This is a genomic window from Gemmobacter aquarius, assembly GCF_003060865.1.
Lineage (GTDB): Bacteria > Pseudomonadota > Alphaproteobacteria > Rhodobacterales > Rhodobacteraceae > Paragemmobacter > Paragemmobacter aquarius.
Genome location: NZ_CP028918.1, coordinates 442,736 through 462,756 on the forward strand (window position 1 = coordinate 442,736; position 20,021 = coordinate 462,756).

Here is a 20,021-nt window from a genome sequence, read left to right on the forward strand (position 1 = left end):
ATCGGTTCATGAATTGGCAGGCGTTGCAGGGGGCTGTCTGCCCCCGTCGGGGCATGCGCCCCGACTCCCCCGAGGATATTTGAGCCAGCGTGAATGGGGAGGGGGTCCGACGCCAGATGTGTCGGTTCGGGGCGTGGCAGTCGGGGGGGGGTGCGGGGGGCTGTGGCCCCCCGTGGATACAAGCGCGGCGTTAACCTTAACGTGGGGCTAGTGGGTCATTCGAGGGTGGCGATGATCGAACGCAGGGTTTCGATGCCGTCGCCTTTTTCAGAGCTGGTCACCACCAGTTCGGGATAGGCGGCGGGGTGGCGGTTCAGCGCGGCCTTGACCTGTTCGATGGTGGCATCGCGTTCGGTGGTGCTGACCTTGTCGGCTTTCGTCAGGACGGCCTGATAGGGCACGGCCGAGCGGTCGAGCAGGGTCAGGATATCTTCATCGACCGATTTGACGCCGTGGCGGGTGTCGATCAGCACGAAGGCGCGGCGCAGCGTCTGGCGGCCTTGCAGGTATTGTTTCAACAGCGCCTGCCATTTGGCGACGATGGCGACAGGGGCTTCGGCATAGCCGTAACCCGGAAGGTCGACGAGGTATTTGTGCTCGGACGGGGCGTGGTGGTCGCCGCCCAAGGCGAAGAAGTTGATTTCCTGCGTGCGTCCGGGCGTGTTCGAGGCGCGGGCGAGGGTCTTTCGACCCGTCAGCGCGTTGATGAGCGAGGATTTGCCCACATTCGAGCGGCCCGCGAAGCAGACTTCGAGCCGGTCGGCGGGCGGCAGGCCGGACATGGCGACGACACCTTTGACGAAGGTGACGGGACCGGCGAATAGGAGGCGGCCCTTTTCGCGCGCGGCCGCTTCGGGTTCTGGGGCGAGGGTAAAGGTAAGTTGGCTCATGTCAGGCTCCAATGGTCGCCGGTAGCGACGGTGCCGCCTGTGGTGACGGTCGCGTATAGGCCGAAGTCCTGATGGCCGAAATTGCTTTCCAGCGCTTTCAGGGTTTCGGCGTTGCTGATGCCGCTGTCGGGTTCGACGGTGGTGGCAGAGCAGCGGGTGATGCGTTCGCGGATGGTCAGGGTGGCGCTGCCGATGCGGATCGTGCGGCCGATCCAGTCCCATTCGCTCCACGCCGCTGCGCCGTCGAGCCAGAGGTTGCCGCGCCAGCGGTGGATCGACAACTCGTGGCCCATGCGGGCCGAGAGATCGGCAAGCGAGGCGCGGTTGAGGATGGCGACAGACGGAAAATCGCTGTCGGTCATGCCGCGCGTTGCGCTGACGATTCGGGCAGGCTGGGCGCGGTTGGCGGGATTGAGCGGGGCGACCCATGCGAGGAAGCGCGGCAGGTCGGCGGCATCGTCGGGGCGGAAGGTCAGGGTGCCGCGCTCGGGGTGGTGCAGGGTGACGGTTGCGGTTGCCTCGTCCAGCGTGGAGGTGATCGCCATGAGGGCAGGCGCCTTGGCGGCGCGGGCGAAGTTGACGCAAGGCGACCAGCCATCGGCGCTGTCTGCGAGTTTCGCCGCGTCATGGGCGACGGCCCAGTGCCTGTCGAACGGCAGGCAGGCGCCCGCAGAAAGGAGAACGGACGCGAGGGCTTCGCGTCCGTGTCCCTTGATCGGGTGGCGGCAGATGTCTGTCAGCCGCCCGCCCGTCATTTCCTGGTCTTGCCCTTGGGCGCGGTCGGCTTGTTTGCCGCGACGGCCTCGGCGGGCTTTTTCTTGAAGCTCGACCGGATGTTGCCGAAGATATCGGGTTTGTGCCCGTGGCTTCGCATGATGATGTATTGCTGGCCGAAGGTGATCAGGTTGTTGGTGATCCAGTAGACCACGAGGCCCGATGCGAAGCTGCCCAGCATGAACATGAAGATCCAGGGCATGTAGCTGAAGATCTGCTGCTGGATCGGGTCGGCAGGTGCCGGGTTCAGTTTCTGTTGCAGCCACATGGTGATGCCCAGAAGGATGGGCAGGACGCCGATGAAGACCGTGGCCATCAGCGACGGGTGCGGTGGCGGGGCCCAGGGGAACAGACCGAAGAGGTTGTACAGCGACGACGGATCGGGGGCCGAAAGGTCCTTGAGCCAGCCGAAGAACGGCGCGTGCCGCAGTTCGATGGTGACGAAGATCACCTTGTAGAGCGCAAAGAAGATCGGGATCTGGATCAGGATCGGCAGGCAGCCCGCAGCGGGGTTGACCTTTTTCTCTTTGTAGAGCTGCATCATCTCCTTCTGCATCTTCTGCTTGTCGTCGCCGACGCGCTCTTTCAGCGCCTCGAGTTCGGGTTGCAGTTCCTTCATCTTGGCCATCGAGACGTAGGATTTATAGGCCAAGGGCAGGACGAGCAGCTTGAGAACGAAGGTCAGGGCGATGATGGCAAGGCCCATGTTGCCGATAATGGCATTGAGCCAGTGCAGCACGTGGAAGATCGGCTTGGTGAAGAAGAAGAACCAACCCCAGTCGATGGAGTCGATGAAGCCCGGCACGTTGAGGTCGGCCTCGTAGGCGCGGATGGTTTCCCATTCCTTGGCGCCCGCAAAAAGGTGGGTGGTCGAGGTGATGGTCGCGCCGGGGGCGACGGTCTGAACGGGGTGGCGCGTCTCGGTCTGGTAGATGCTGGCCGATGGGACGAACTTGCTGACGGCGGTGAAGGGCTGGCCCTGTTCGGGGATCAGCGTGGTCATCCAGTATTTGTCGGTAAAGCCGATCCAGCCGTCCTTGGTCGCCTCGGTCACCTGGGCTTGTGCGCCTTCGCGTTCGATGACGGGGAGTTTTTCGAGGTCTTTGTATTTCTCTTCGGTCAGTTTGCCGTCGGTGCGGCCGACGATGCCTTCGTGCAGGACGTAAAAGCCTTGCAGGCCGGCTGGTTTGCCGTGGCGGGCTACGATGCCGTAGGGGAAGAGCGAGGCGGGGGCGGCGCCGGTGTTGGCGACGGAGTCGGTCACAGTGAACATGAAGCGGTCGTCGACCGAGATGTCGCGTGTGAAAGTCAGGCCCTTGGTGTTCGACCATGTCAGGGTGACGGGCTGGCCGGGCGACAGGGTGCCGCCTTTGGCGATCTGCCATTCGGTCTTGGCGCCGGGCAGGTCATCGGCTGCCATCCCGGCACCGGGGCCCCAGCCGAAGACGGCGTAATAGGGGTGGTCCTGACCCACCGGCGACAAAAGGCGCACCATGGGCGAGGCCGGGTCGAGCGTTTCGCGATAGGTTTTCAGCGACAGATCGTCGATGCGGGCACCCAGAAGCGAGATCGAGCCGGCAAGGCGCGGGGTGTCCACGGTCAGGCGCGGCGCTTCGGGCAGCGGTTCGGCGACTTCGGGCGTGACGGCAGGCGTGCCGGTCGCGGCCGGCGCCTCGGTCTGGGTCACGGCGGTCAGGGGGGCGTTGGGGTCAACCTTTGCCTCGGGCGGCGGGAAGAGCACGAACCAGCCGAGGATCACCAGGAAGCTCAGCACGGTTGCAAGGATTAGGTTCTTGTTCTGATCGTCCATAGGGACCACCGCCATCCGTAAAATTGGGTCTGCGGTGCTTCAACAGAAGGGGGGGCAAAGGTCAAGGGCTTTGGCCCGTCGGGCGGCTTTGGCAGGGGTCACGCTTGGGTTATTCGCGGGCTTGTTGCTTTCATGCTGGTCCGTAATATCCTCGGGGGGGGGCAAGGGGGGCGGATGGTCCCCCTTGCTTTTGTCAGCGCAATTGCGGCGGCAGGCCGTCATCGGACCCGTCGGGGGCAGCGTCGGGCGCGGCGTCGGGGGCGGCATCGGGGGCCAGGCCCATGAAGTCGAAGAGCGCAGGGTCGGCGAGGTGCGAGGGGCGCACGTTCATCAAAGCACGGAACATCACCTGACGGCGACCGGGGGTGCGGGTCTCCCACTCGTCGAGCAGTTTCTTGACTTGCACGCGTTGCAGGCCTTCCTGGCTGCCGCAGAGGTCGCAGGGGATGATGGGGTAGTTCATCGCGCGGGCGAATTTGTCGCAATCTTCCTCGGCCACAAAGGCGAGGGGGCGGTAGAGCATCAGGTCGCCATCCTCGTTCAGCAGTTTGGGCGGCATCGAGGCGAGGCGGCCGCCGTGAAAGAGGTTCATGAAGAAGGTCTCGAGGATGTCGTCGCGGTGGTGGCCGAGGACGACGGCGGTGCAGCCTTCTTCGCGCGCGATGCGGTAAAGGTTGCCGCGGCGCAGGCGCGAGCAGAGCGCACAATAGGTGCGGCCCTGCGGCACCTTGTCGACGACAATGGAATAGGTGTCCTGATATTCGATCCGGTGAGGCACACCCATGCGGGTCAGGAATTCGGGCAGGACGGTGGCCGGAAAGTTCGGCTGGCCCTGATCGAGGTTGCACGCCAGCAGTTCGACGGGCAAGAGGCCGCGCCATTTCAGTTCGTGCAATACGGCCAGCAGCGTATAGCTGTCTTTGCCGCCCGACAGGCAGACCAGCCATTTGGCGTCGCGTTGTATCATGCCGTAGGTGTCGATCGCTTCGCGCACCTGCCGGACGATGCGTTTTCTCAGCTTCTTGAATTCGGTCGAGGAGGGCGCGCCTTGGAACAGGGGATGGATGTCGTCGGGAAGGTCGGTTGGCAGATCGGACTCATCCAGCATGGCGCGCTCGCTTGATCGGGGGTCGGCTGGATATGGCAGGGAATGGGGCTTTCGGCAATCCATGCGGCCGAGGGCTGCGTATAAGGGGAAAGGGAGTGCAGATGATGCGGATATGGGCCTTGGGGTTGGTGGCGGGGTTGGTGGCGGCGCTGGCGGGCTGCACGGGGAAACCTTCGTTGCAGGACAAGCCGATGTCGGGGCAGGATTTCGCGCTGGAGCGGTTCTTCGACGGTCGGCTGGTGGCGCGCGGGCAGTTTCAGGACGTCTTCGGCACGGTGCGGCGGTCGTTCGTCGTGCAACTGGTCGGTGACTGGGACGGCGAGAGGCTGCGGCTGGTCGAGGATTTCACTTATGAGGATGGATCGACCGAACAGCGGATCTGGACCTTGCAGAAGGTCGGGCCGGTCACGGCGGATCAGGCCTGGGAGGGCACAGCGCCGGGGGTGATCGGCATCGCCAAGGGGCAGGAAAAGGGGGATCGCTTCAACTGGGCCTATACGATCGACCTGCCGGTGCCGCAGGCCAACGGTCCGGCCGGGGTGAGCCGCGTCAGCTTTGACGACTGGATGTGGGCGCAGAGTGAGGACCGGCTGTTCAACCGCGCCTATATGAAGAAATACGGGCTGGATGTGGGGGATGTCTCGATCAGCTTCGAAAAGCTGGACTGAGCGGTTCGGGCTTCATCCTTGCGGAAATACTCCGGGGTCCGGGGCTGGCCCCGGGGGTGGACGGCGCACAGCCTGACAGGATGGAGCCAGAATTTTCGCAGAAAATTCGTGTTCTTGTCGCAAGGGTGACGGGGACGAATTTTCTGCGAAAATTCCTGCCGGTCCTGAGGCGTGGTACGTGGGGATGCCCCGGGGCTTTGCCCCGGACCCCAGGATATTTTCAGACAGAAAATGCGGTCAGTCGGGGTGGCTTGTGTCTCGACGTCCCTCGTCGTGCTGCGGGTCGCTGCCGGGGACCGGGTCGTAGCCGTGGCCCCCCAGGGATGGCAGCGGCAGATGCGGTGGAGCGTGAGCCAGCCGCCCCTTAACCCGCCGTGGCGGTCGAGTGCCTCGAGCGCATAGGCAGAGCAGGTGGGTTGGTAGCGGCAGCCGTGGCCGACCCAAGGCGACAGGATAAGGCGATAGCCCCGTACCGGCAACGCCATCAGGCGGGCGAGGGGGGTCATTTCGACCCTTCCTTTGGTCTGTCGGCCTGACCTTCGCGGTGGACCGAGCGCAGGGCGGTTTCGAGATCGGCCAGAAGGTCGGTGAAATCGCGCGAAACGGTGGCTTGCGGGCGGGCGACGAGGACGTAATCCCAGCCCGGTTTTGCAAGCGAGGGCAGGATCGCGCGGGCGACTTCGCGAAGGCGGCGCTTGGCGCGGTTGCGGAAGACGGCATTGCCGATCTTTTTCGAGGCGGTGAAGCCGACCCGGATCGCGTCGGATGCATCTGCGCGGTTGCGGGCTTGCAACAAAAAACTGCCGGTGCCCTGTCTGCGGGCCGAGGCTGCGCGCAGGAAGTCTGGGCGGTTGCGGAGGGTTTCGAGTGTACGGGTTTCGAGTGTACGGGTTTCGGGCAGGCGGATTTCGGACGTGCCGATTACAGGCACACAAAGCGAAACCGCCGGGGAACCCTCGGGCGCTGTGGCTGTGGAGCCTTGGCCCGTTTCCTCCGGCGGTGTCATGGCATCATCCGCGTCTTGGCCCTGCTGCGATGGCGGGGCCGGTTGCGAAATCAGGCGGACAGCTTCTTGCGGCCCTTGGCGCGGCGGGCTGCCAGCACGAGGCGGCCGCCTTTGGTCGCCATGCGGGCGCGGAACCCGTGGCGGCGGCTGCGGACCAGGTTCGACGGCTGAAAAGTGCGCTTCATAGCGGGTCTCCGGTTTTGTCAGGCAACGCAAATCCGGACGGATTCGAGCGCCGCTTCAATTCAGATGGTTCCTTTACGGTCGGTCGCGGGCCAAGTCAACGCAGGGAAGGTGGAAAAACCGGACAAAATGGCGGGGCGTGGCGTGCTGTGTTGCGCCGCTATCAAGCTGGCGTGACATGGCTGGCGCACGGGGGCGGAAAGCCGCATGATTTGGCGATGCATTCCGATGATCTGCCGCCTGACCCGAAGACGCCGTCCCGCCGCTGGCGGGTGATTCCCGCGCTTGTGCTGTTGGCGGTGGCGCTGGTCGGGGCGGTGTGGTTCCGCGATGCGCTGAGCTTCGAGATGCTGGCGCGGCATCGGGCCGGGTTGCTGGCGCTGCGGGATGCGAATTACGCGTTGAGCGTGGTGCTGTTCGTGCTGGCTTATGCGCTGCTTGTGGCTTTCAGCCTGCCGGGGGCCACGGTGGCCACGCTGACGGGCGGGTTCCTGTTCGGGCTGTTTCCCGGGGTGTTCTTCAACCTTATGGCGGCGAGCCTTGGGGCGATGGCGCTGTTCATTGCGGTGAGGGCGGGGTTTGGCGAGGGGTTGGCGCAGCGGATCGAGGCGCAGGGCGGGCGCGTCGTGCGGCTGCGCGAGGCTTTGGCGCGCAACGAGTGGGAGGTGCTGTTCCTGATGCGGGTCACGCCGGTCGTGCCGTTCTTCGTCGCCAATCTGCTGCCTGCGCTTCTGAACATCTCGTTTCTCAAGTTCGCGGTGACGACGGTGCTGGGGATCGTGCCGGGGGCGCTGGTGCTGACGTCGGTCGGGTCGGGCTTGGGCGAGGTGTTCGAGGCGGGGGGGGTGCCGGATCTGGCGGTGTTCCTGCGGCCCGAGGTGGCGGGGCCGGTCTTGGGGTTGGTGGCGCTGGGCGTGATGCCGATGGTGGTGCGCGCGTGGCGGGACAGGGGTAAGGGGTAGGCGATGGAACGGATCGATACGGATATCTGCGTGATCGGGGCCGGATCTGGTGGCCTTTCGGTGGCTGCGGGTGCGGTGCAGATGGGTGCGCGGGTGGTGCTGGTCGAGGGCGACCACATGGGCGGCGATTGCCTGAACACCGGTTGCGTGCCGTCGAAGGCGCTGATCGCCTGTGCCGGCGTGGCCGAAACGGTGCGGGGAGCCGCGGAATACGGGGTGCGTGCGGGGGCGGCCGAGGTGGACTTTGCCGCCGTGATGGCGCGGGTGCGGGCGGTGATCGGAACGATTGCCCCCGTCGACAGCCAAGAGCGATTCGAGGGGCTGGGATGCCGCGTGTTGCGCGGCTGGGCGCGGTTTTCGGGGCCGCGCGAGGTGGTTGTGGGCGAGGTGACGGTGCGGGCGCGGCGTTTCGTGATCGCCACGGGGTCGCGGGCGGTGGTGCCGGACATTCCGGGGCTGGGCAGCGTGCCCTACATGACGAACGAGACGGTGTTTTCGCAAGGTGCACGTCCGGCGCATCTGCTGGTGCTGGGCGGCGGACCGATCGGGATCGAGATGGCGCAAGCGCATCGGCGGCTGGGGTCGGAGGTCACGGTGATCGAGGCGGGGCGCTGTCTGGGGCGTGAAGACCCTGCGGCGGCCGAGATAGTGCTGGAGCGGTTGCGGGCCGAGGGCGTGGCCTTTGCCACGGGCGCGGGGGCGGTGCGGGTGCGCGACGCAGGCCCCGGCGTCGAGGTGGTGCTGGCCGACGGGCGCATTGTGACGGGGTCGCATCTGTTGGTGGCGGTGGGGCGCAAACCGGCGCTGGAGCGGCTTGATCTGGTGGCGGGCGGTGTGGAATTCGGCGCGGCGGGGGTGACGGTCGGGGCGGGGTTGCGGTCAGTGAGCAACCGGCGTGTCTATGTCGTGGGCGATGCGGCGGGGCAGGGGCAGTTCACCCATCTGGCGGCTTACCATGCGGGCATCGTGGTGCGGCAGGCGGTGCTTGGCCTGCCCGCGCGGCTGCGCAGCGACCATATCCCGCGGGTGACATTCAGCGAGCCGGAGTTGGCGCAGGTGGGGCCGATCGAGGAGGAGGCGCGCAAGGCTCATGGCGATGGTTTGCAGGTGTTGCGGGCGGATTTCGCGCATAACGACCGGGCGGTCACGGCGGGGCAGACCGAGGGCTTTGTCAAGCTGCTGGTCGTGAAGGGGCGGGTGGTCGGGGCCACCATCGTCGGCGCGGGCGCGGGAGAGGTGCTGGCCGCGCTGGCGCTGGCGGTTTCGGCGCGGATCAAGGTGTCGGCGCTGGCCGGGGTGGTCTTGCCCTATCCGACATTTGCCGAGGCGGTGAAGCGGGCGGCGGGGTCTTATTACACGCCCACGCTGTTCGGACCGCGCATCCGGGCTTGGGTGCGGTTCGTGCAGCGTCTGCCCTGAGGCGGGCGCGCCTGCCGCAGGCCGCCGGGGGTTTTGCACCCCCGGACCCCCGCAGGATATTTGAAGACAGAAAATGCTGCCGGATGCGGCGGGGCGGGACAGGCTTTTGCCTGTTTTTCTATTGTCTCTTTTGCTAAGGCTGCATCCTGTGACCGGAGCGGAGTGAGGGACGCGTGAAACTGCGCAACCGCGGCTTTCTGAATACGCTGTCGGGGCGGTTTTTGCTGCTGACGATGGCCTTTGTCATGCTGGCCGAGGTCTTGATCTTCGTGCCGTCGATTGCGCGGTTCCGGGCGGATTATCTGCTGCTGCGGCTTGAGAAGGCGCAGATCGCGTCGCTTGCCCTGCTGGCGGCGGATGATGCGACGGTGAGCGCCGATCTGGAAAAGGAGCTGCTCAAGAACGCCGAGGTGTTCAACGTGGTGCTCAGGCGCGACGACGTGCGGCAGTTGGTGCTTTCGTCGACCATTCCGCAACCGATCAGCGAGACCTTCGATCTGCGGCAGGCAGGGCCGTGGGAATTGATCAAGGGTGCGATGCTGGTTCTGGCCGACCCGCAGAACCGGGTGATCCGGGTCATCGGCAATCCGGTGCAGGATGCGGGGTTGCTGATCGAGATCACGATGGAGACGGGGCCGCTGCGCCATGCGATGGTGGAATACGGGGTGCGTATCCTGTTCCTGTCGGCGCTGATTTCGGCGGTGACGGCGTTTTTGCTGTTTCTGGCGGTGCAACGTCTGCTGGTCGCCCCGATCCGCCGCGTGGTGCGCCACATGAGCGCCTATGCCGAAGCGCCCGAGGATGCGCGGCGGGTGATTACGCCTTCGGCGGGGGTGGTCGAGTTGAGGGTTGCCGAAGAGGCGCTTGCGTCGATGCAGACGCAGCTGACGGGCGCGCTGCGGCAGAAGGAGCGGTTGGCGCAGCTGGGCGGGGCGGTGGCCAAGATCAGCCACGATCTGCGCAATATCCTGACCACGGCGCAGCTTTTTGCCGACCGGCTGGAGATAAGCGCCGATCCGGCGGTGGCGCGGGCGGCGCCGAAACTGGTGGGGTCGATCTCGCGCGCCGTCTCCTTGTGCGAATCAACGCTGGCCTTTGGCAAGGCCGAAGAGCTGCCGCCGCAATTGAAACGGCTGCCGTTGCGGGTGCTGGCCGACGAGGTGCTGGAGGGCGAGGGGCTTGCCGGTGAGCGGCAAGAGGTGGGCGGGCTGGTAACGGCGCTGGTCGATGTGCCCGCCGGTCTGGTGATCAGGGCCGATGGCGAGCAGCTTTACCGCGTGCTGTCCAATCTGGTGCGCAATGCGCGGCAGGCGATCGAGGCGACGGGTCAGGCCGGAACGATCGAGATTTCGGGCGGCGAGGACGAGGCCGATTGGTGGATCAAGGTGGGGGATACCGGACCGGGATTGCCGCCCAAGGCGAAAGAGCATCTGTTTTCGGCTTTTCAGGGCGGGGCGCGTAAGGGTGGCACGGGGCTTGGCCTTGCCATCGCTGCCGAACTGGTGCGGGGACATGGCGGGCGGCTTGACCTTGCACGCAGCGATGCGGAGGGGTCGGAATTTGTTTTGCGCCTGCCGAAGCGGGTCGGAAACGCGGATGGTGATCAGGCGTGATTTTTGCCCTTGCGTCCCCTGCGACCTGAGTCTAAACGCTGCCCTCAAGATGGACCCGTAGCTCAGCTGGATAGAGCATCAGACTACGAATCTGAGGGTCGGGCGTTCGAATCGCTCCGGGTCCACCATTTTACCTTGAAAACATTTAAGAAAATGTGCGTTGCGGCGTGTTTTGCGGCGGGCCGTATGCTGTGGATCGCTTGCGGGTATCGCTTGCGGGTCCGGGCGCGAGACGGTTCGCTGCACGGGATTTGTCGGTCGTCGGGTGATGCGAGGGCGGTCTGGATAGACCCCCCTCGCCTATGTGCTCCTTCGGTGGTCGGTGGTCCGGTCGGGCCTTGGCGCCTACCAGGAGAAATTCGCGCCGACCCGTCCGCCGCTGGTGCCGTGATGGATGCCGGTGCCATAGGCCGCATCGAGGGTGATGCCGTTGTCGAGACGAATCGCGCCGCTGAGACCTATGGCGGTTTCGCCCTCGAAGGTGCCTACGTTGGCCTTGACGCCGTAGCTTTTGCCGGCGTCGACGGTCGCTCCGGCCAAGGCTAGGCCGAGTGCGGTTCCTTCGTTTCCTTTGGAAATGAAATCGGCCTCGCCTGTCACCACGCCGTTGTCGGTCGCTTCGCGCGTTTCTCCGGTGCGCTGGTTCATGCAGACGGAGGTGCCGGGGATGACGGAATATCCCGCGCCGAAGGCCGAGCACACGCGCACGTATTCGACCGGCGCGGCTGCGGCACCGTGGGCGAAGGCGAGTGGGATGAGCAAAAATGCGGTTCTTGCGAACATGAGGAGAGGTCCTTTTCCTATGTTGGATGACTGAATCGAAGCATCGACACGAGGGCCTTGCCGACGGCAACTGGCGACGTCAATAGGTGTTAACGGGTCTGGTCCAGAATTGTCACACGCGCAGCGACGGCCGTGTGTTTGCCGGTCTTTCGAAAAAAACTTGCGGTAGCAGAAACTCTCTGGGAACCATTGGAGGGTGCATAATGCTGCCGCATCAAGGAAGATCATGTTTCCTTACATAAACCTTGTCCGATTTGCAGCGGCATTCTGGGTTTTGATATTTCACGCACAGCTGCACTTCGGCGATATTGCTGCGCTTGGCGTGGTCGGCCCGATCATAGGTCAGGGCGTTCTGGCAATGTCGCTCTTCTTCATGCTTTCCGGATTTATCTTGAGTTACAGATATCTGGAATTCACCGAGGTTGGCAGTTGGCGTGCCTTTTACAAGGCACGATTACGGAAGTTATACCCCGTCTATTTTTTCATGGGCGTGGTCACGATTGCAACGCTGGCTTCGCCGCCAGAGGGTTTGGCACTGGTCGGTGGCTGGGGATACTATGTCTGGCTGCTGTTCGTGATTTTCCTTTTCGTCTTCTGTCTTCAGGCATGGTTTCCGGTCTATTTCGACGTGTGGAACTTTGGCGGTTCATGGTCTTTGTCGGCCGAAGCATTCTTTTATTTGTTGTTCCCCTCGCTTCGTAATGCGTTGGGGGCGGCAGAGGATAGAATTCTCGTCCGGGTCATCTACGGGGCGCCCGTCGTGGTTCTGGCTTTGTATGCGGTGTTGATCGCATGTCTTGGGAGTGCGGTTTCGCCGCTTGTATTCTACATGCTTCCCATTTTCCGAATGCCGGAATTCATCCTCGGGATCGCGGGGTATTGTTATTTTGTGGAAAGAAAAGCCGGGCTTGGCAATTTCAGGATCGTTTGCGTTCTGTGTCTGATTGCAGGGGTATACTTTGTCTATCGGATCGGTGATCTACCTGGCGGCACGGAGTATGGCGCTTTGTTTGTCGTGCCGTTCCTGTTCTTGATGGTGAAACTGGCGCGTCCGCATGAGATGCCGAGGACTGCGTCGCTGATCTTCGATTATCTGGGAAGCGTTTCCTATTGTCTCTACATCGTCCAGTTCGGGACGGTTCCGTTGATGGTATTGCTGTTTGACGGGTTCAGTGTCGGGACGAAATGGGTTTGCTTCATTGCCGCGAATTCGGTGCTGGCGGTTCTTTTGCATCATCTAGTGGAGCGTCCGGCAAACCTTGCACTGCATCGAGCGTCTCGCGTGGCCAACGCGTGACGCCGTCTGTCGAAGGTGTGCCGGGGTCTCTGCGTTGGCCTTGGGCGGCTTAATCTTCGTCTGCGGCGAGTTGCGAGAGGATCTGGCCCCGGCCGCGCAGGCGCAGGATCAGGGGGACGATCAGGGCGAGGGTGGCGACGCCGAGGATGGTGGCCGAGATCGGGGTCGAGACGAGGGTTGTCCAGTCGCCTTGCGAGATCGCGAGGGCGCGGCGGAGTTGTTGTTCGGCCATCGGGCCGAGGATGAGGCCCACGACCACGGGCGCGATGGGGTAGCCGTAGAGGCGCATCAGGAAGCCGAGGATGCCGAAGAGCATGAGCATGCCGAGTTCTACCGGCGAGGGGTTCATGCCGATGGTGCCGAGCGTGGCAAAGAGCAGGATGCCTGCGTAGAGCCAGTGGCGCGGGATGGTCAGGAGTTTCACCCAGAGGCCGATCAGGGGCAGGTTCAGGACGAGCAGCATCAGGTTGGCGATGAGCAGGCTCGCGATCAGCCCCCAGACAAGCTGCGGCGCTGTGACGAACAAAAGCGGGCCGGGTTGCAGGCCGAATTGCTGGAAGCCCGCCAGCATGATCGCCGCCGTGGCCGAGGTGGGCAGACCAAGCGTGAGAAGCGGTACCAGCGTGCCTGCCGCCGAGGCGTTGTTGGCGGCTTCGGGTCCGGCGACGCCTTCGATGGCGCCGTGGCCGAATTCCTCGGGGTGTTTGGACAGGCGCTTTTCGGTGGCGTAGGACAGGAGCGTGCCGATTTCGGCCCCGCCTGCGGGCATGGCGCCGATGGGAAAGCCGATGGCGGTGCCGCGCAGCCACGGTTTCCACGAGCGCGCCCAGTCGGCGCGGGTCATCCAGACCGAGCCTTTGATCGCCTGAATCGTATCGGCGGCGGCGGGGCCTTGGGAGGCGACGAAGAGCGCCTCGCCTATTGCGAAAAGGGCGACGGCGAGGGTGGTGACCTCGACCCCGTCGAGAAGTTCGGGGACGCCGAAGGACAGGCGGGCTTGGCCGGTCAACTGGTCGATGCCGACGAGGGCGAGGGCGAGGCCGATGAAGAGTGACGTCAGGCCCTTCATGGTGCTGTCGCCGAAGGCTGCGGAAACGGTGACGAAAGCGAGCATCATCAGGGCGAAGTATTCGCGCGGTCCGAAGATGAGGGCGAGTTTGACCACGTAAGGCGCGAGGAAGGCCAAGGCGAGCGTGGCGATGAGGCCCGCGACGAACGACCCGATGGCGGCGGTGGCGAGGGCCGGGCCGCCGCGTCCGGCGCGGGCCATCTTGTTGCCTTCGAGCGCCGTGACGATCGAGGCACTTTCGCCCGGCGTGTTCAGCAGGATCGAGGTGGTCGAGCCGCCATACATGCCGCCGTAATATATGCCCGCGAACATGACGAGCGATCCGGCGGGATCAAGCCCGTAGGTGACGGGCAGAAGCAGCGCCACGGTCAGGGCGGGGCCTATGCCGGGAAGGACGCCGACCGCGGTGCCGAGGGTCACGCCGATCAGGGCGTAAAGCAGGATCATCGGGTCCATCGCGACCGCAAGACCCTGCAAGAGAAAATCGAAGGTGGTCATGGGTCAGGCCCCGAAGATGAGGGTTTCGAGGAAGCCGGCCGGCAGGCGCAGGCGCAAAAGCTGGTCGAAGACGCCGTAGATCGCGAGCGAGAGGCCGATGCCCATGGGGATGGTGAGCGCGAGGTTGCGTTTGCCGAAGCCCGCGGCGGTGAAGGCGAAGAGAAGGCCCGAAGCGATGGAGAACCCGAGGGGGCGCAGCAGGAGGACTTGCAGCGTCAGGCCCGCGACGACCCAGAGGACGGGGGCGATCTGCGGGCGCATGACTGCGCCGCCCGCGTAGCGGAAGGCGCTGAAGACATGGGCGGCCGCGAGGGCCATCATGCCGTAGCCGAGAAAGCGCGGCAGGTCGCCCGAGCCGACACCTGCGTAGCCGCCTTTCTCCTCGATTCCCGCGCCTTGCACGACGAGCAGGAGGCCGAGGGCGGCGAGAAGGACGGCGATGACGAGCGCCGCCCCGTCGGGGCGGCGTGCAGGTGCGGCGAGGTGCTTCATTTCACCAGACCGATGTCTTTCAGGATTGCGGTCGTGGTTTCGATTTCCTTGGCCAGTTGCGCGTCGAATTCGGCGCCCGAAAGGTAGGTGTTGGCCCAGCCCTTGGTTTCGAGCATCGATTTCCAGCCTGCCGAATTGGCCAGCTTGTCGATATCGGCGGTGACGGCGGCTTTTTGTTCGTCGGTCAGGCCGGGGGCGGCGGCGACCATGCGCCAGTTCTGCACGTTCACGTCATAGCCCGATTCCATCAGCGTCGGCGCATCGGTGCCAGCCCATTTCTCGGCGGTCGAGACGGCGAGCATACGCATGGTGCCCGCTTCGACCTGCGGCAGGAATTCGCCCACGCCGGAAATGCCGACGGTGACCTGATTGCCGAGGATGGCGGCCAGAGCCTCGCCCCCGCCCGAGAAGGCGACGTAGTTGATCTTGGTCGGGTCGACGCCAGCGGCCTTGGCCAGAAGGCCCACGGTGATGTGGTCGACGCCGCCCGCCGAGCCGCCCGCCCACGAGACCGAGCCGGGGTCGGCCTTCATCTGCTCGACGAGGTCGCCGATGGTCTGGATCGGGCTGGAGGCGGAGACCGCGATGCCGACGGCTTCGCCGGTCAGGCGGGCGATGGGGGTGACATCGGCGAGCGAGACGGGGGATGCGTTGGTCAGGATCGCGCCGACCATCACGTAGCCGCCGACGATAAGCTGGTTCGGGTCACCCGCAGCTGCCTGCGCGAATTGGGCAAGGCCGACGGTGCCGCCCGCGCCGGGGACGTTTTGCACCTGAACGGACGACGAGATGCCTTCAGCCTGCATCACTTCCTGCATCGAGCGGGCGGTGCTGTCCCAGCCGCCGCCGGGGGCAGCGGGGGCCATGATGGTGTAATCGGCGGCAAAGGACGGGACGGCGAGGGCTGCGGCAAAAGCCGCGCCGAGAAGCGCGTGTTTCATGGTGATTCTCCTCCCAGAGATATGATTTCGTTCCGGTAACGCGGAACGGCACCCTCCTGTGCCGTTCCTTGGGGGAATTTCAGCACAGGAACCTGTCATCTGGCTGACATGCGGTTTTGCCGGTCAGTCGCGACCCAATGCCTGGCGCCAGAGCCGGATCAGGCGTTTGCGTTTGGACTGGTCGAGGTAGACCAGAACGCCGGGGCTGACCCCGACGGGGCGCAACTGGTCGCCCAAGGCGGCTTGCATGGCTTGGCCGGTGTTGGCGCCCGACACCTTTAGGCTGACGGCGGGGAGGCGGAGTTTTTCCGACAGCAGGGTCTGGCCGTCGCGCGACATCAAAAAGTCGAGGAACGCGGTGCCGAGGTCGGGCGAGGCGGCAGCGCGGGGCACGAGGGCGACGCGGCTGACGACGACGGTGAAATCGCGGAGCAGCACGAAGCCGAGGTCGGGGTGAAGGCGCGCCTGATCGGCGGCGTAGGAGCCGAGGATGTTGTAGCCGAGCGCGAGGCGCCCATCGGCCACGCGGTCGATGATGTCTTGCGAGGTGGGAAAGGTCTGCAAGCCCTGCATCTGGCGCAAAAGCGACCAGATGTCGGGGAAATGTTCGGCATCGCGGGCGAGGAAGAGGTAGCCCACGGCGGAACGCTCGATGTCATAGGTGCCGATGCGTGCGGGGGGTGCGGCGCGCAGCCATTCCAGCAGGGCGAGGCGCGATTGCGGGGGGCCGTCGGGAAAGTCGGGCTTGTGGTAGACGAGGACGGCGGGTTCGAAGGTCAGCGCAAAGGCGGTGTCCTGCCAGCTTGCCCAAGCGGGCCATGCGCGGGCATTGGCGGCGCGGACGGGTTGGGCGTAGCCATCGTTGGCGAGTTTGATTTGCAGGTCCATCGCCGAGGAAAAGGCGAAATCGGCGGTGGGCTGGCCTGCGTCGGTTTCGGCCTTGATGCGGGCTGCGATTTCGCCGGTCAGCAGGTCTTCGTAGCGGACGGCGGTGTCGGGGTTGGCGGTCTGGAAGGCAGCGATCAGGGGGGCTGCAAGGCGGGTGTCGAGGGTGGAATAGATCACCAGCTCGCGCCCGTTGTCGCCTGTTGGCGCGGGGTAAAGTGCGACCTCGGCGCTGCCCGTGCGGGGCAGTGCGGCGAGGGTCAGGCACAGGGCAACGGCGCGGCGGAACATGGGGGTAAGCCTGCCCGATGCGAGGGGCGTTCACAACTGCGGGAATTGTGCCTAGCGTGGCGGGCGGGGAGGCGGTTTCATGCGCGTGTTGGTGGTCGAGGACGATCTGCATCTGGCCGGATCACTGACGGCGCTGCTGGCGTCATCGGGCTATGCGGTCGATTGCGTGCATGACGGGCCATCGGCCGAGGCGCTGGTGCGGGCCGAGGCCTTTGATCTGGTGGTGCTGGACCTGAACCTGCCGCAGATGGACGGGCTGGCCGTGCTGCGGGCGATGCGGGCGCGGGGCAATGCCGCGGCGGTGATGATATTGACCGCGCGGGGCGCAGCCGAGGAACGGGTGCGCGGGCTGGACCTTGGCGCTGATGACTACATGGCCAAGCCCTTTGACGTGCGAGAGTTCGAGGCGCGGGTGCGGTCTTTGCTGCGGCGGCAGGCAGGGCTGCGGTCGGCGGTGGTGACGCTGGGGGCGCTGACGCTGGATCTGACGAACCGGCAGTTTTCATTGGAGGGGCAGGTGGTCGATCTGCCGCCGAGGGAGCGCGCTTTGCTGGAAGTGCTGGTGATGCGGGCGGGCAAGGTGGTGGCGAAAGAGGCGATCGTGCAATCGCTGACCTCGCTTGACGACATGCTGTCGGACAATGCGATCGAGCAATATGTGTCGCGCTTGCGGCGGCGGTTGCAGCCCCATGGGATCGGGCTGCGGACGGTGCGCGGGATCGGCTACCTTTTGGAAAAGGCGACATGAGGCCCTATTCGCTGCGGCGGCGTTTGATCGGCTGGCTGCTGGTTGCAACGGCGCTGATCGGGCTTTTGGCGCTGGCCGATACGTGGCGCGAGGCGCTACGGACGGCGCAGGGGGTTTCGGATCGCGTGCTGGTGGGGTCGGCTTTGGCGATTGCGGAGCGTGTGACGGTCGATGAGACGGGGGGGCTGGAGGTCGATCTGCCCTATTCCTCGCTGGAAATGCTGGCTTCGACCGCGCAGGACAAGGTGTTTTACCGTGTGGACGGACCCGAGGGGTTTTTGACCGGCTATGCCGATCTGGCGGTGGTGCCTGCGCCTGCGGGGGGTGTGGGCTTTGCGGACGGGGTGTTCGGGAACGTGGGGATACGCAGCGCCACGCTGACGCGTGAGGTGTCGACGGGCGAGCGGTCGATCGCGTTCAGCGTGACGGTGGCGGAATCGACGCGGGCGCGGGGGGCGCTGGCGCGGGCGATATTGCTGCGGTCGGCCTTGCGCTTGGCGGTGCTGATCGCGGGGGTGGCAGGGATCGTCTGGGTGGCGGTGACGCTGGCCCTGCGCCCGCTGGACCGGCTGGGGGCGATGATTGCGGAACGGTCGCCCGACGATCTGCGGGAGGTGACGGCCGATACTCCGCAAGAGGTAGAGGCGCTGGTGGCGGCGATCAACTCGTTCATGGCGCGGCTTGACGGGGCGCTGGGCGCGCTGCGGAACTTTACCGGCAATGCGAGCCACCAGTTGCGGACGCCCCTCGCCGTGGTGCGGACGGAACTGGCGCTGGTGGGGCGCAGTGCTTCGCCCGAGGGGTCGGAGGCGGCGGCGGCCAAGGCGCGGGCGGCGCTGGAGCGGGCCGAGCGGGTGCTGGCGCAACTGCTGGTCTTGGCGCGGGTCGATGCGGCTGCGGCCCTGCGGTCGGTGGATGTGGTGGCGGTGGCCAAGGGCCTGACCGCCGAAATGGTGCCGCAGGCTTTGGCGCGGGGGATCGATCTGGGATACGAGGGCGCGGCGGGGGCGGTGGCCGAGGCCGAGCCTGTGCTGCTGGCCGAATTGCTGAAGAACCTGCTGGACAATGCGGTGGCCTATGCCGGTGCGGGCGCAGTGGTCACGGTGCGGGTGCGGGGTGAGGCCGGGGCCGTGGTGCTGGAGGTCGAGGATGACGGACCCGGCCTGCCCGAGGCGGTGATGGCGCGGCTGAACGAAGGGCGGCGCGACCGGATGCTGCGGGCGGGCGGCGGGCCGGACGCGGGTTACGGGCTGGGGCTGGGCATCACCGCCGAGATCGCCGCGTTGTTCGGCGCTGCCTTGCGGCTTGAACGTGCAGCGGGCGGGCGGGGCCTGCGGGCCAGCGTGGCATTGCGGCGGGGATAGGGGTGGCGGCCTTGAGCGCAGCTTCCCGCAACTACGGGGCCGAAATTGGCGTCAACCGTTGACGAAGCAGCGGGTATTGCCGCCAGATTGCTGATGAACGCCGCCTTTGCCGCTTTTTAGAAAAGGGGATGCTGCCAACAGGGCCTGACCGGTTTCGGTCTTTCCGAACCGTTTGATGTATGAATATCCCCAAAGCACATCAGGACCTTGCGCCCATCTTCTGTCTTGCTTTTCGGCTGAAAAGCCGTCGAAAGACCCGGTCCCTTGGTCGGTGCGTCGGGCATACCCGGCAATCAAATTGGGATCGTTCTGCGCTGCTGCCAAAAATTGGATGGCAAGGTGGATCGACTTGCCCCCTGACTGGTATGCGTAAAGATCAAGTCCCGCATCTGAAGCGTATTCGGCAATCGCAACCAGATTTGCAATTGCGAGATTGGAATAGTGGAGCGAGCTTCCGCCCCTTTCAGTGTCACCGGGAAGCGAGCCATCCTTGCGCATCGAACCGATAGCGCTTTTGTAGATCTTGGTCCCGCTGGAAAGGAATTTCTGTTTTCCGGTGATCACGCCATAGGCGGCGCTCAGAGCACCGAACTGGTATTTCTTGTTGTCGGTTTTCCAGCTTCGGATCTTGTCGGTCTTTCCCAGCCTGTCGATAATGCTGCCTGCCCAAATCTCAAAGATGTCTCTTTCCTGTTCGGTGAAAGCCGAACGGTTCTGCCCATAGGCAACGATGGCAGGAAAGAGCGTCTCCATCGTATGATATATAACGCTTGGTGGACGATCACGGCCGCTAGACCAGTTCGATGGCCAAGACAAGGCATTGCTGTTGGCCGCAGTCATCAGCGCAGCGTGAAGTTTCTCCCGGGCATCTGCCGATTGCTTTGCGTTTGAGCCAAGCCGCATCACCGCTTCGGCCCAGGCCTTCATGGCATCGGTAACTGGATCAGGTGTGTTCGCGGTGTACGCATCGGGCACGTTTACCACGACTGGAAGTGTGCCGACGCGCGTCAGGGACAGCGAACAGCCCGATCCGCTTGCCCCTGACAACAACGGCGAGGCGCCCGCAGGCTGTACCAGAAGCAGCGCGACGAAAAGACTGGTTACAGTTTTCTTCATACCCACCCCCACAACTCATACGTGCAACACGGTGCCGGATCGATCCCTTTTTGTCAAGTTGCGTCACAGTTGCTGTGGCGGGCCGTAACCTGCCTTTACTGCGA

The 20,021-nt window shown here is 64.8% G+C and carries 19 protein-coding genes, 1 tRNA gene and 1 pseudogene; 8 read left to right on the forward strand and 13 right to left on the reverse strand.

All coding sequences use genetic code 11. The features are described from left to right. Positions 1 to 215: 215 nt before the first annotated feature. The 4 genes from yihA to ttcA all read right to left on the reverse strand — a co-directional run bounded on the left by yihA (position 216) and on the right by ttcA (position 4,582). Positions 216 to 890 carry a ribosome biogenesis GTP-binding protein YihA/YsxC gene (yihA, locus tag HYN69_RS02150; protein WP_108434298.1) on the reverse strand — a complete coding sequence of 225 codons (675 nt, stop codon included), beginning with the start codon at positions 888 to 890 and terminating at the stop codon, positions 216 to 218. After that, the gene (locus HYN69_RS02155) at positions 887 to 1,645 is read right to left on the reverse strand and encodes an MOSC domain-containing protein (protein ID WP_108434299.1); all 759 of its coding nucleotides are present in this window, start codon (positions 1,643 to 1,645) and stop codon (positions 887 to 889) included. The genes yihA and HYN69_RS02155 overlap by 4 nt, the downstream gene beginning before the upstream one ends. Continuing rightward, a complete protein-coding gene (gene yidC, locus HYN69_RS02160; protein WP_108436985.1) occupies positions 1,642 to 3,474 on the reverse strand; it encodes a membrane protein insertase YidC in 1,833 nt (610 codons plus the stop codon). The genes HYN69_RS02155 and yidC overlap by 4 nt, the downstream gene beginning before the upstream one ends. Positions 3,475 to 3,667: 193 nt before the next feature. After that, a complete protein-coding gene (ttcA, locus tag HYN69_RS02165; protein ID WP_108434300.1) occupies positions 3,668 to 4,582 on the reverse strand; it encodes a tRNA 2-thiocytidine(32) synthetase TtcA in 915 nt (304 codons plus the stop codon). 104 nt (positions 4,583 to 4,686) lie between these two features. Here ttcA and HYN69_RS02170 point away from each other — a divergent pair, with 104 nt between their 5' ends. Further along, positions 4,687 to 5,250, forward strand: coding sequence for a DUF3833 family protein (locus HYN69_RS02170; RefSeq protein ID WP_407925252.1), 564 nt, complete (start codon positions 4,687 to 4,689; stop codon positions 5,248 to 5,250). Between the two features lie 237 nt (positions 5,251 to 5,487). On the opposite strand, the pseudogene yidD reads toward HYN69_RS02170, so the two are convergent. The 3 genes and pseudogenes from yidD to rpmH all read right to left on the reverse strand — a co-directional run bounded on the left by yidD (position 5,488) and on the right by rpmH (position 6,441). Beyond that, a pseudogene (gene yidD, locus HYN69_RS02175) lies at positions 5,488 to 5,756 on the reverse strand (membrane protein insertion efficiency factor YidD). Beyond that, positions 5,753 to 6,256 carry a ribonuclease P protein component gene (gene rnpA / locus HYN69_RS02180; protein WP_108434302.1) on the reverse strand — a complete coding sequence of 168 codons (504 nt, stop codon included), beginning with the start codon at positions 6,254 to 6,256 and terminating at the stop codon, positions 5,753 to 5,755. The pseudogene yidD and the gene rnpA overlap by 4 nt, the downstream one beginning before the upstream one ends. 50 nt (positions 6,257 to 6,306) lie before the next feature. Beyond that, a complete protein-coding gene (gene rpmH, locus HYN69_RS02185; RefSeq protein ID WP_108434303.1) occupies positions 6,307 to 6,441 on the reverse strand; it encodes a 50S ribosomal protein L34 in 135 nt (44 codons plus the stop codon). Between the two features lie 216 nt (positions 6,442 to 6,657). Here rpmH and HYN69_RS02190 point away from each other — a divergent pair, with 216 nt between their 5' ends. The 4 genes from HYN69_RS02190 to HYN69_RS02205 all read left to right on the forward strand — a co-directional run bounded on the left by HYN69_RS02190 (position 6,658) and on the right by HYN69_RS02205 (position 10,561). Beyond that, a complete protein-coding gene (locus HYN69_RS02190) occupies positions 6,658 to 7,401 on the forward strand; it encodes a TVP38/TMEM64 family protein (protein ID WP_108436986.1) in 744 nt (247 codons plus the stop codon). Positions 7,402 to 7,404: 3 nt separating this feature from the next. After that, complete coding sequence (locus tag HYN69_RS02195) at positions 7,405 to 8,820, forward strand: dihydrolipoyl dehydrogenase family protein (RefSeq protein WP_108434304.1); 1,416 nt, start codon at positions 7,405 to 7,407, stop codon at positions 8,818 to 8,820. Positions 8,821 to 9,053: 233 nt separating this feature from the next. Beyond that, positions 9,054 to 10,433: a sensor histidine kinase gene (locus tag HYN69_RS02200; RefSeq protein ID WP_108436987.1), complete on the forward strand. Its 1,380-nt coding sequence runs from the start codon at positions 9,054 to 9,056 to the stop codon at positions 10,431 to 10,433. A 51-nt stretch (positions 10,434 to 10,484) separates the two neighbouring features. Beyond that, positions 10,485 to 10,561, forward strand: a tRNA-Arg gene (locus tag HYN69_RS02205). Between the two features lie 217 nt (positions 10,562 to 10,778). Here HYN69_RS02205 and HYN69_RS02210 read toward each other — a convergent pair. Continuing rightward, a complete protein-coding gene (locus HYN69_RS02210; protein ID WP_159082328.1) occupies positions 10,779 to 11,216 on the reverse strand; it encodes a porin in 438 nt (145 codons plus the stop codon). Positions 11,217 to 11,442: 226 nt separating this feature from the next. Between HYN69_RS02210 and HYN69_RS02215 the strand changes: the two genes are divergently transcribed. Then, complete coding sequence (locus HYN69_RS02215; RefSeq protein WP_108434306.1) at positions 11,443 to 12,513, forward strand: acyltransferase family protein; 1,071 nt, start codon at positions 11,443 to 11,445, stop codon at positions 12,511 to 12,513. Between the two features lie 49 nt (positions 12,514 to 12,562). On the opposite strand, the gene HYN69_RS02220 is transcribed toward HYN69_RS02215, so the two are convergent. From HYN69_RS02220 to HYN69_RS02235, 4 genes are all read right to left on the reverse strand, one after another. Further along, positions 12,563 to 14,080, reverse strand: coding sequence for a tripartite tricarboxylate transporter permease (locus HYN69_RS02220; RefSeq protein WP_108434307.1), 1,518 nt, complete (start codon positions 14,078 to 14,080; stop codon positions 12,563 to 12,565). A gap of 3 nt (positions 14,081 to 14,083) precedes the next feature. Next, positions 14,084 to 14,572, reverse strand: a complete 489-nt coding sequence (locus HYN69_RS02225) for a tripartite tricarboxylate transporter TctB family protein (protein ID WP_108434308.1) — start codon at positions 14,570 to 14,572, stop codon at positions 14,084 to 14,086. Beyond that, positions 14,569 to 15,513, reverse strand: coding sequence for a Bug family tripartite tricarboxylate transporter substrate binding protein (locus HYN69_RS02230; protein ID WP_108434309.1), 945 nt, complete (start codon positions 15,511 to 15,513; stop codon positions 14,569 to 14,571). Before HYN69_RS02230 ends, HYN69_RS02225 begins: the two co-directional genes overlap by 4 nt. Before the next feature lie 123 nt (positions 15,514 to 15,636). Then, positions 15,637 to 16,689 carry an ABC transporter substrate-binding protein gene (locus tag HYN69_RS02235; protein ID WP_108434310.1) on the reverse strand — a complete coding sequence of 351 codons (1,053 nt, stop codon included), beginning with the start codon at positions 16,687 to 16,689 and terminating at the stop codon, positions 15,637 to 15,639. 79 nt (positions 16,690 to 16,768) lie between these two features. Here HYN69_RS02235 and HYN69_RS02240 point away from each other — a divergent pair, with 79 nt between their 5' ends. Both HYN69_RS02240 and HYN69_RS02245 read left to right on the forward strand, forming a co-directional pair. After that, positions 16,769 to 17,437: a response regulator gene (locus HYN69_RS02240; RefSeq protein ID WP_108434311.1), complete on the forward strand. Its 669-nt coding sequence runs from the start codon at positions 16,769 to 16,771 to the stop codon at positions 17,435 to 17,437. After that, on the forward strand, positions 17,434 to 18,801 hold the full coding sequence (locus HYN69_RS02245) for a sensor histidine kinase (RefSeq protein WP_108434312.1): 1,368 nt from the start codon (positions 17,434 to 17,436) through the stop codon (positions 18,799 to 18,801). Before HYN69_RS02240 ends, HYN69_RS02245 begins: the two co-directional genes overlap by 4 nt. A 51-nt stretch (positions 18,802 to 18,852) precedes the next feature. Here HYN69_RS02245 and HYN69_RS02250 read toward each other — a convergent pair whose 3' ends face one another. Beyond that, complete coding sequence (locus HYN69_RS02250) at positions 18,853 to 19,917, reverse strand: alginate lyase family protein (protein ID WP_159082329.1); 1,065 nt, start codon at positions 19,915 to 19,917, stop codon at positions 18,853 to 18,855. Positions 19,918 to 20,021 lie beyond the last annotated feature (104 nt).

Coding starts and splice junctions, on each gene's coding strand:
- yihA (WP_108434298.1), bottom strand. CDS start 890: ATGAGCCAACTTACCTTTACCCTCGCCCCAGAACCCGAAGCGGCCGCG.
- HYN69_RS02155 (WP_108434299.1), bottom strand. CDS start 1,645: ATGACGGGCGGGCGGCTGACAGACATCTGCCGCCACCCGATCAAGGGA.
- yidC (WP_108436985.1), bottom strand. CDS start 3,474: ATGGACGATCAGAACAAGAACCTAATCCTTGCAACCGTGCTGAGCTTC.
- ttcA (WP_108434300.1), bottom strand. CDS start 4,582: ATGCTGGATGAGTCCGATCTGCCAACCGACCTTCCCGACGACATCCAT.
- HYN69_RS02170 (WP_407925252.1), top strand. CDS start 4,687: ATGCGGATATGGGCCTTGGGGTTGGTGGCGGGGTTGGTGGCGGCGCTG.
- rnpA (WP_108434302.1), bottom strand. CDS start 6,256: ATGACACCGCCGGAGGAAACGGGCCAAGGCTCCACAGCCACAGCGCCC.
- rpmH (WP_108434303.1), bottom strand. CDS start 6,441: ATGAAGCGCACTTTTCAGCCGTCGAACCTGGTCCGCAGCCGCCGCCAC.
- HYN69_RS02190 (WP_108436986.1), top strand. CDS start 6,658: ATGCATTCCGATGATCTGCCGCCTGACCCGAAGACGCCGTCCCGCCGC.
- HYN69_RS02195 (WP_108434304.1), top strand. CDS start 7,405: ATGGAACGGATCGATACGGATATCTGCGTGATCGGGGCCGGATCTGGT.
- HYN69_RS02200 (WP_108436987.1), top strand. CDS start 9,054: ATGGCCTTTGTCATGCTGGCCGAGGTCTTGATCTTCGTGCCGTCGATT.
- HYN69_RS02210 (WP_159082328.1), bottom strand. CDS start 11,216: ATGTTCGCAAGAACCGCATTTTTGCTCATCCCACTCGCCTTCGCCCAC.
- HYN69_RS02215 (WP_108434306.1), top strand. CDS start 11,443: ATGTTTCCTTACATAAACCTTGTCCGATTTGCAGCGGCATTCTGGGTT.
- HYN69_RS02220 (WP_108434307.1), bottom strand. CDS start 14,080: ATGACCACCTTCGATTTTCTCTTGCAGGGTCTTGCGGTCGCGATGGAC.
- HYN69_RS02225 (WP_108434308.1), bottom strand. CDS start 14,572: ATGAAGCACCTCGCCGCACCTGCACGCCGCCCCGACGGGGCGGCGCTC.
- HYN69_RS02230 (WP_108434309.1), bottom strand. CDS start 15,513: ATGAAACACGCGCTTCTCGGCGCGGCTTTTGCCGCAGCCCTCGCCGTC.
- HYN69_RS02235 (WP_108434310.1), bottom strand. CDS start 16,689: ATGTTCCGCCGCGCCGTTGCCCTGTGCCTGACCCTCGCCGCACTGCCC.
- HYN69_RS02240 (WP_108434311.1), top strand. CDS start 16,769: ATGCGCGTGTTGGTGGTCGAGGACGATCTGCATCTGGCCGGATCACTG.
- HYN69_RS02245 (WP_108434312.1), top strand. CDS start 17,434: ATGAGGCCCTATTCGCTGCGGCGGCGTTTGATCGGCTGGCTGCTGGTT.
- HYN69_RS02250 (WP_159082329.1), bottom strand. CDS start 19,917: ATGAAGAAAACTGTAACCAGTCTTTTCGTCGCGCTGCTTCTGGTACAG.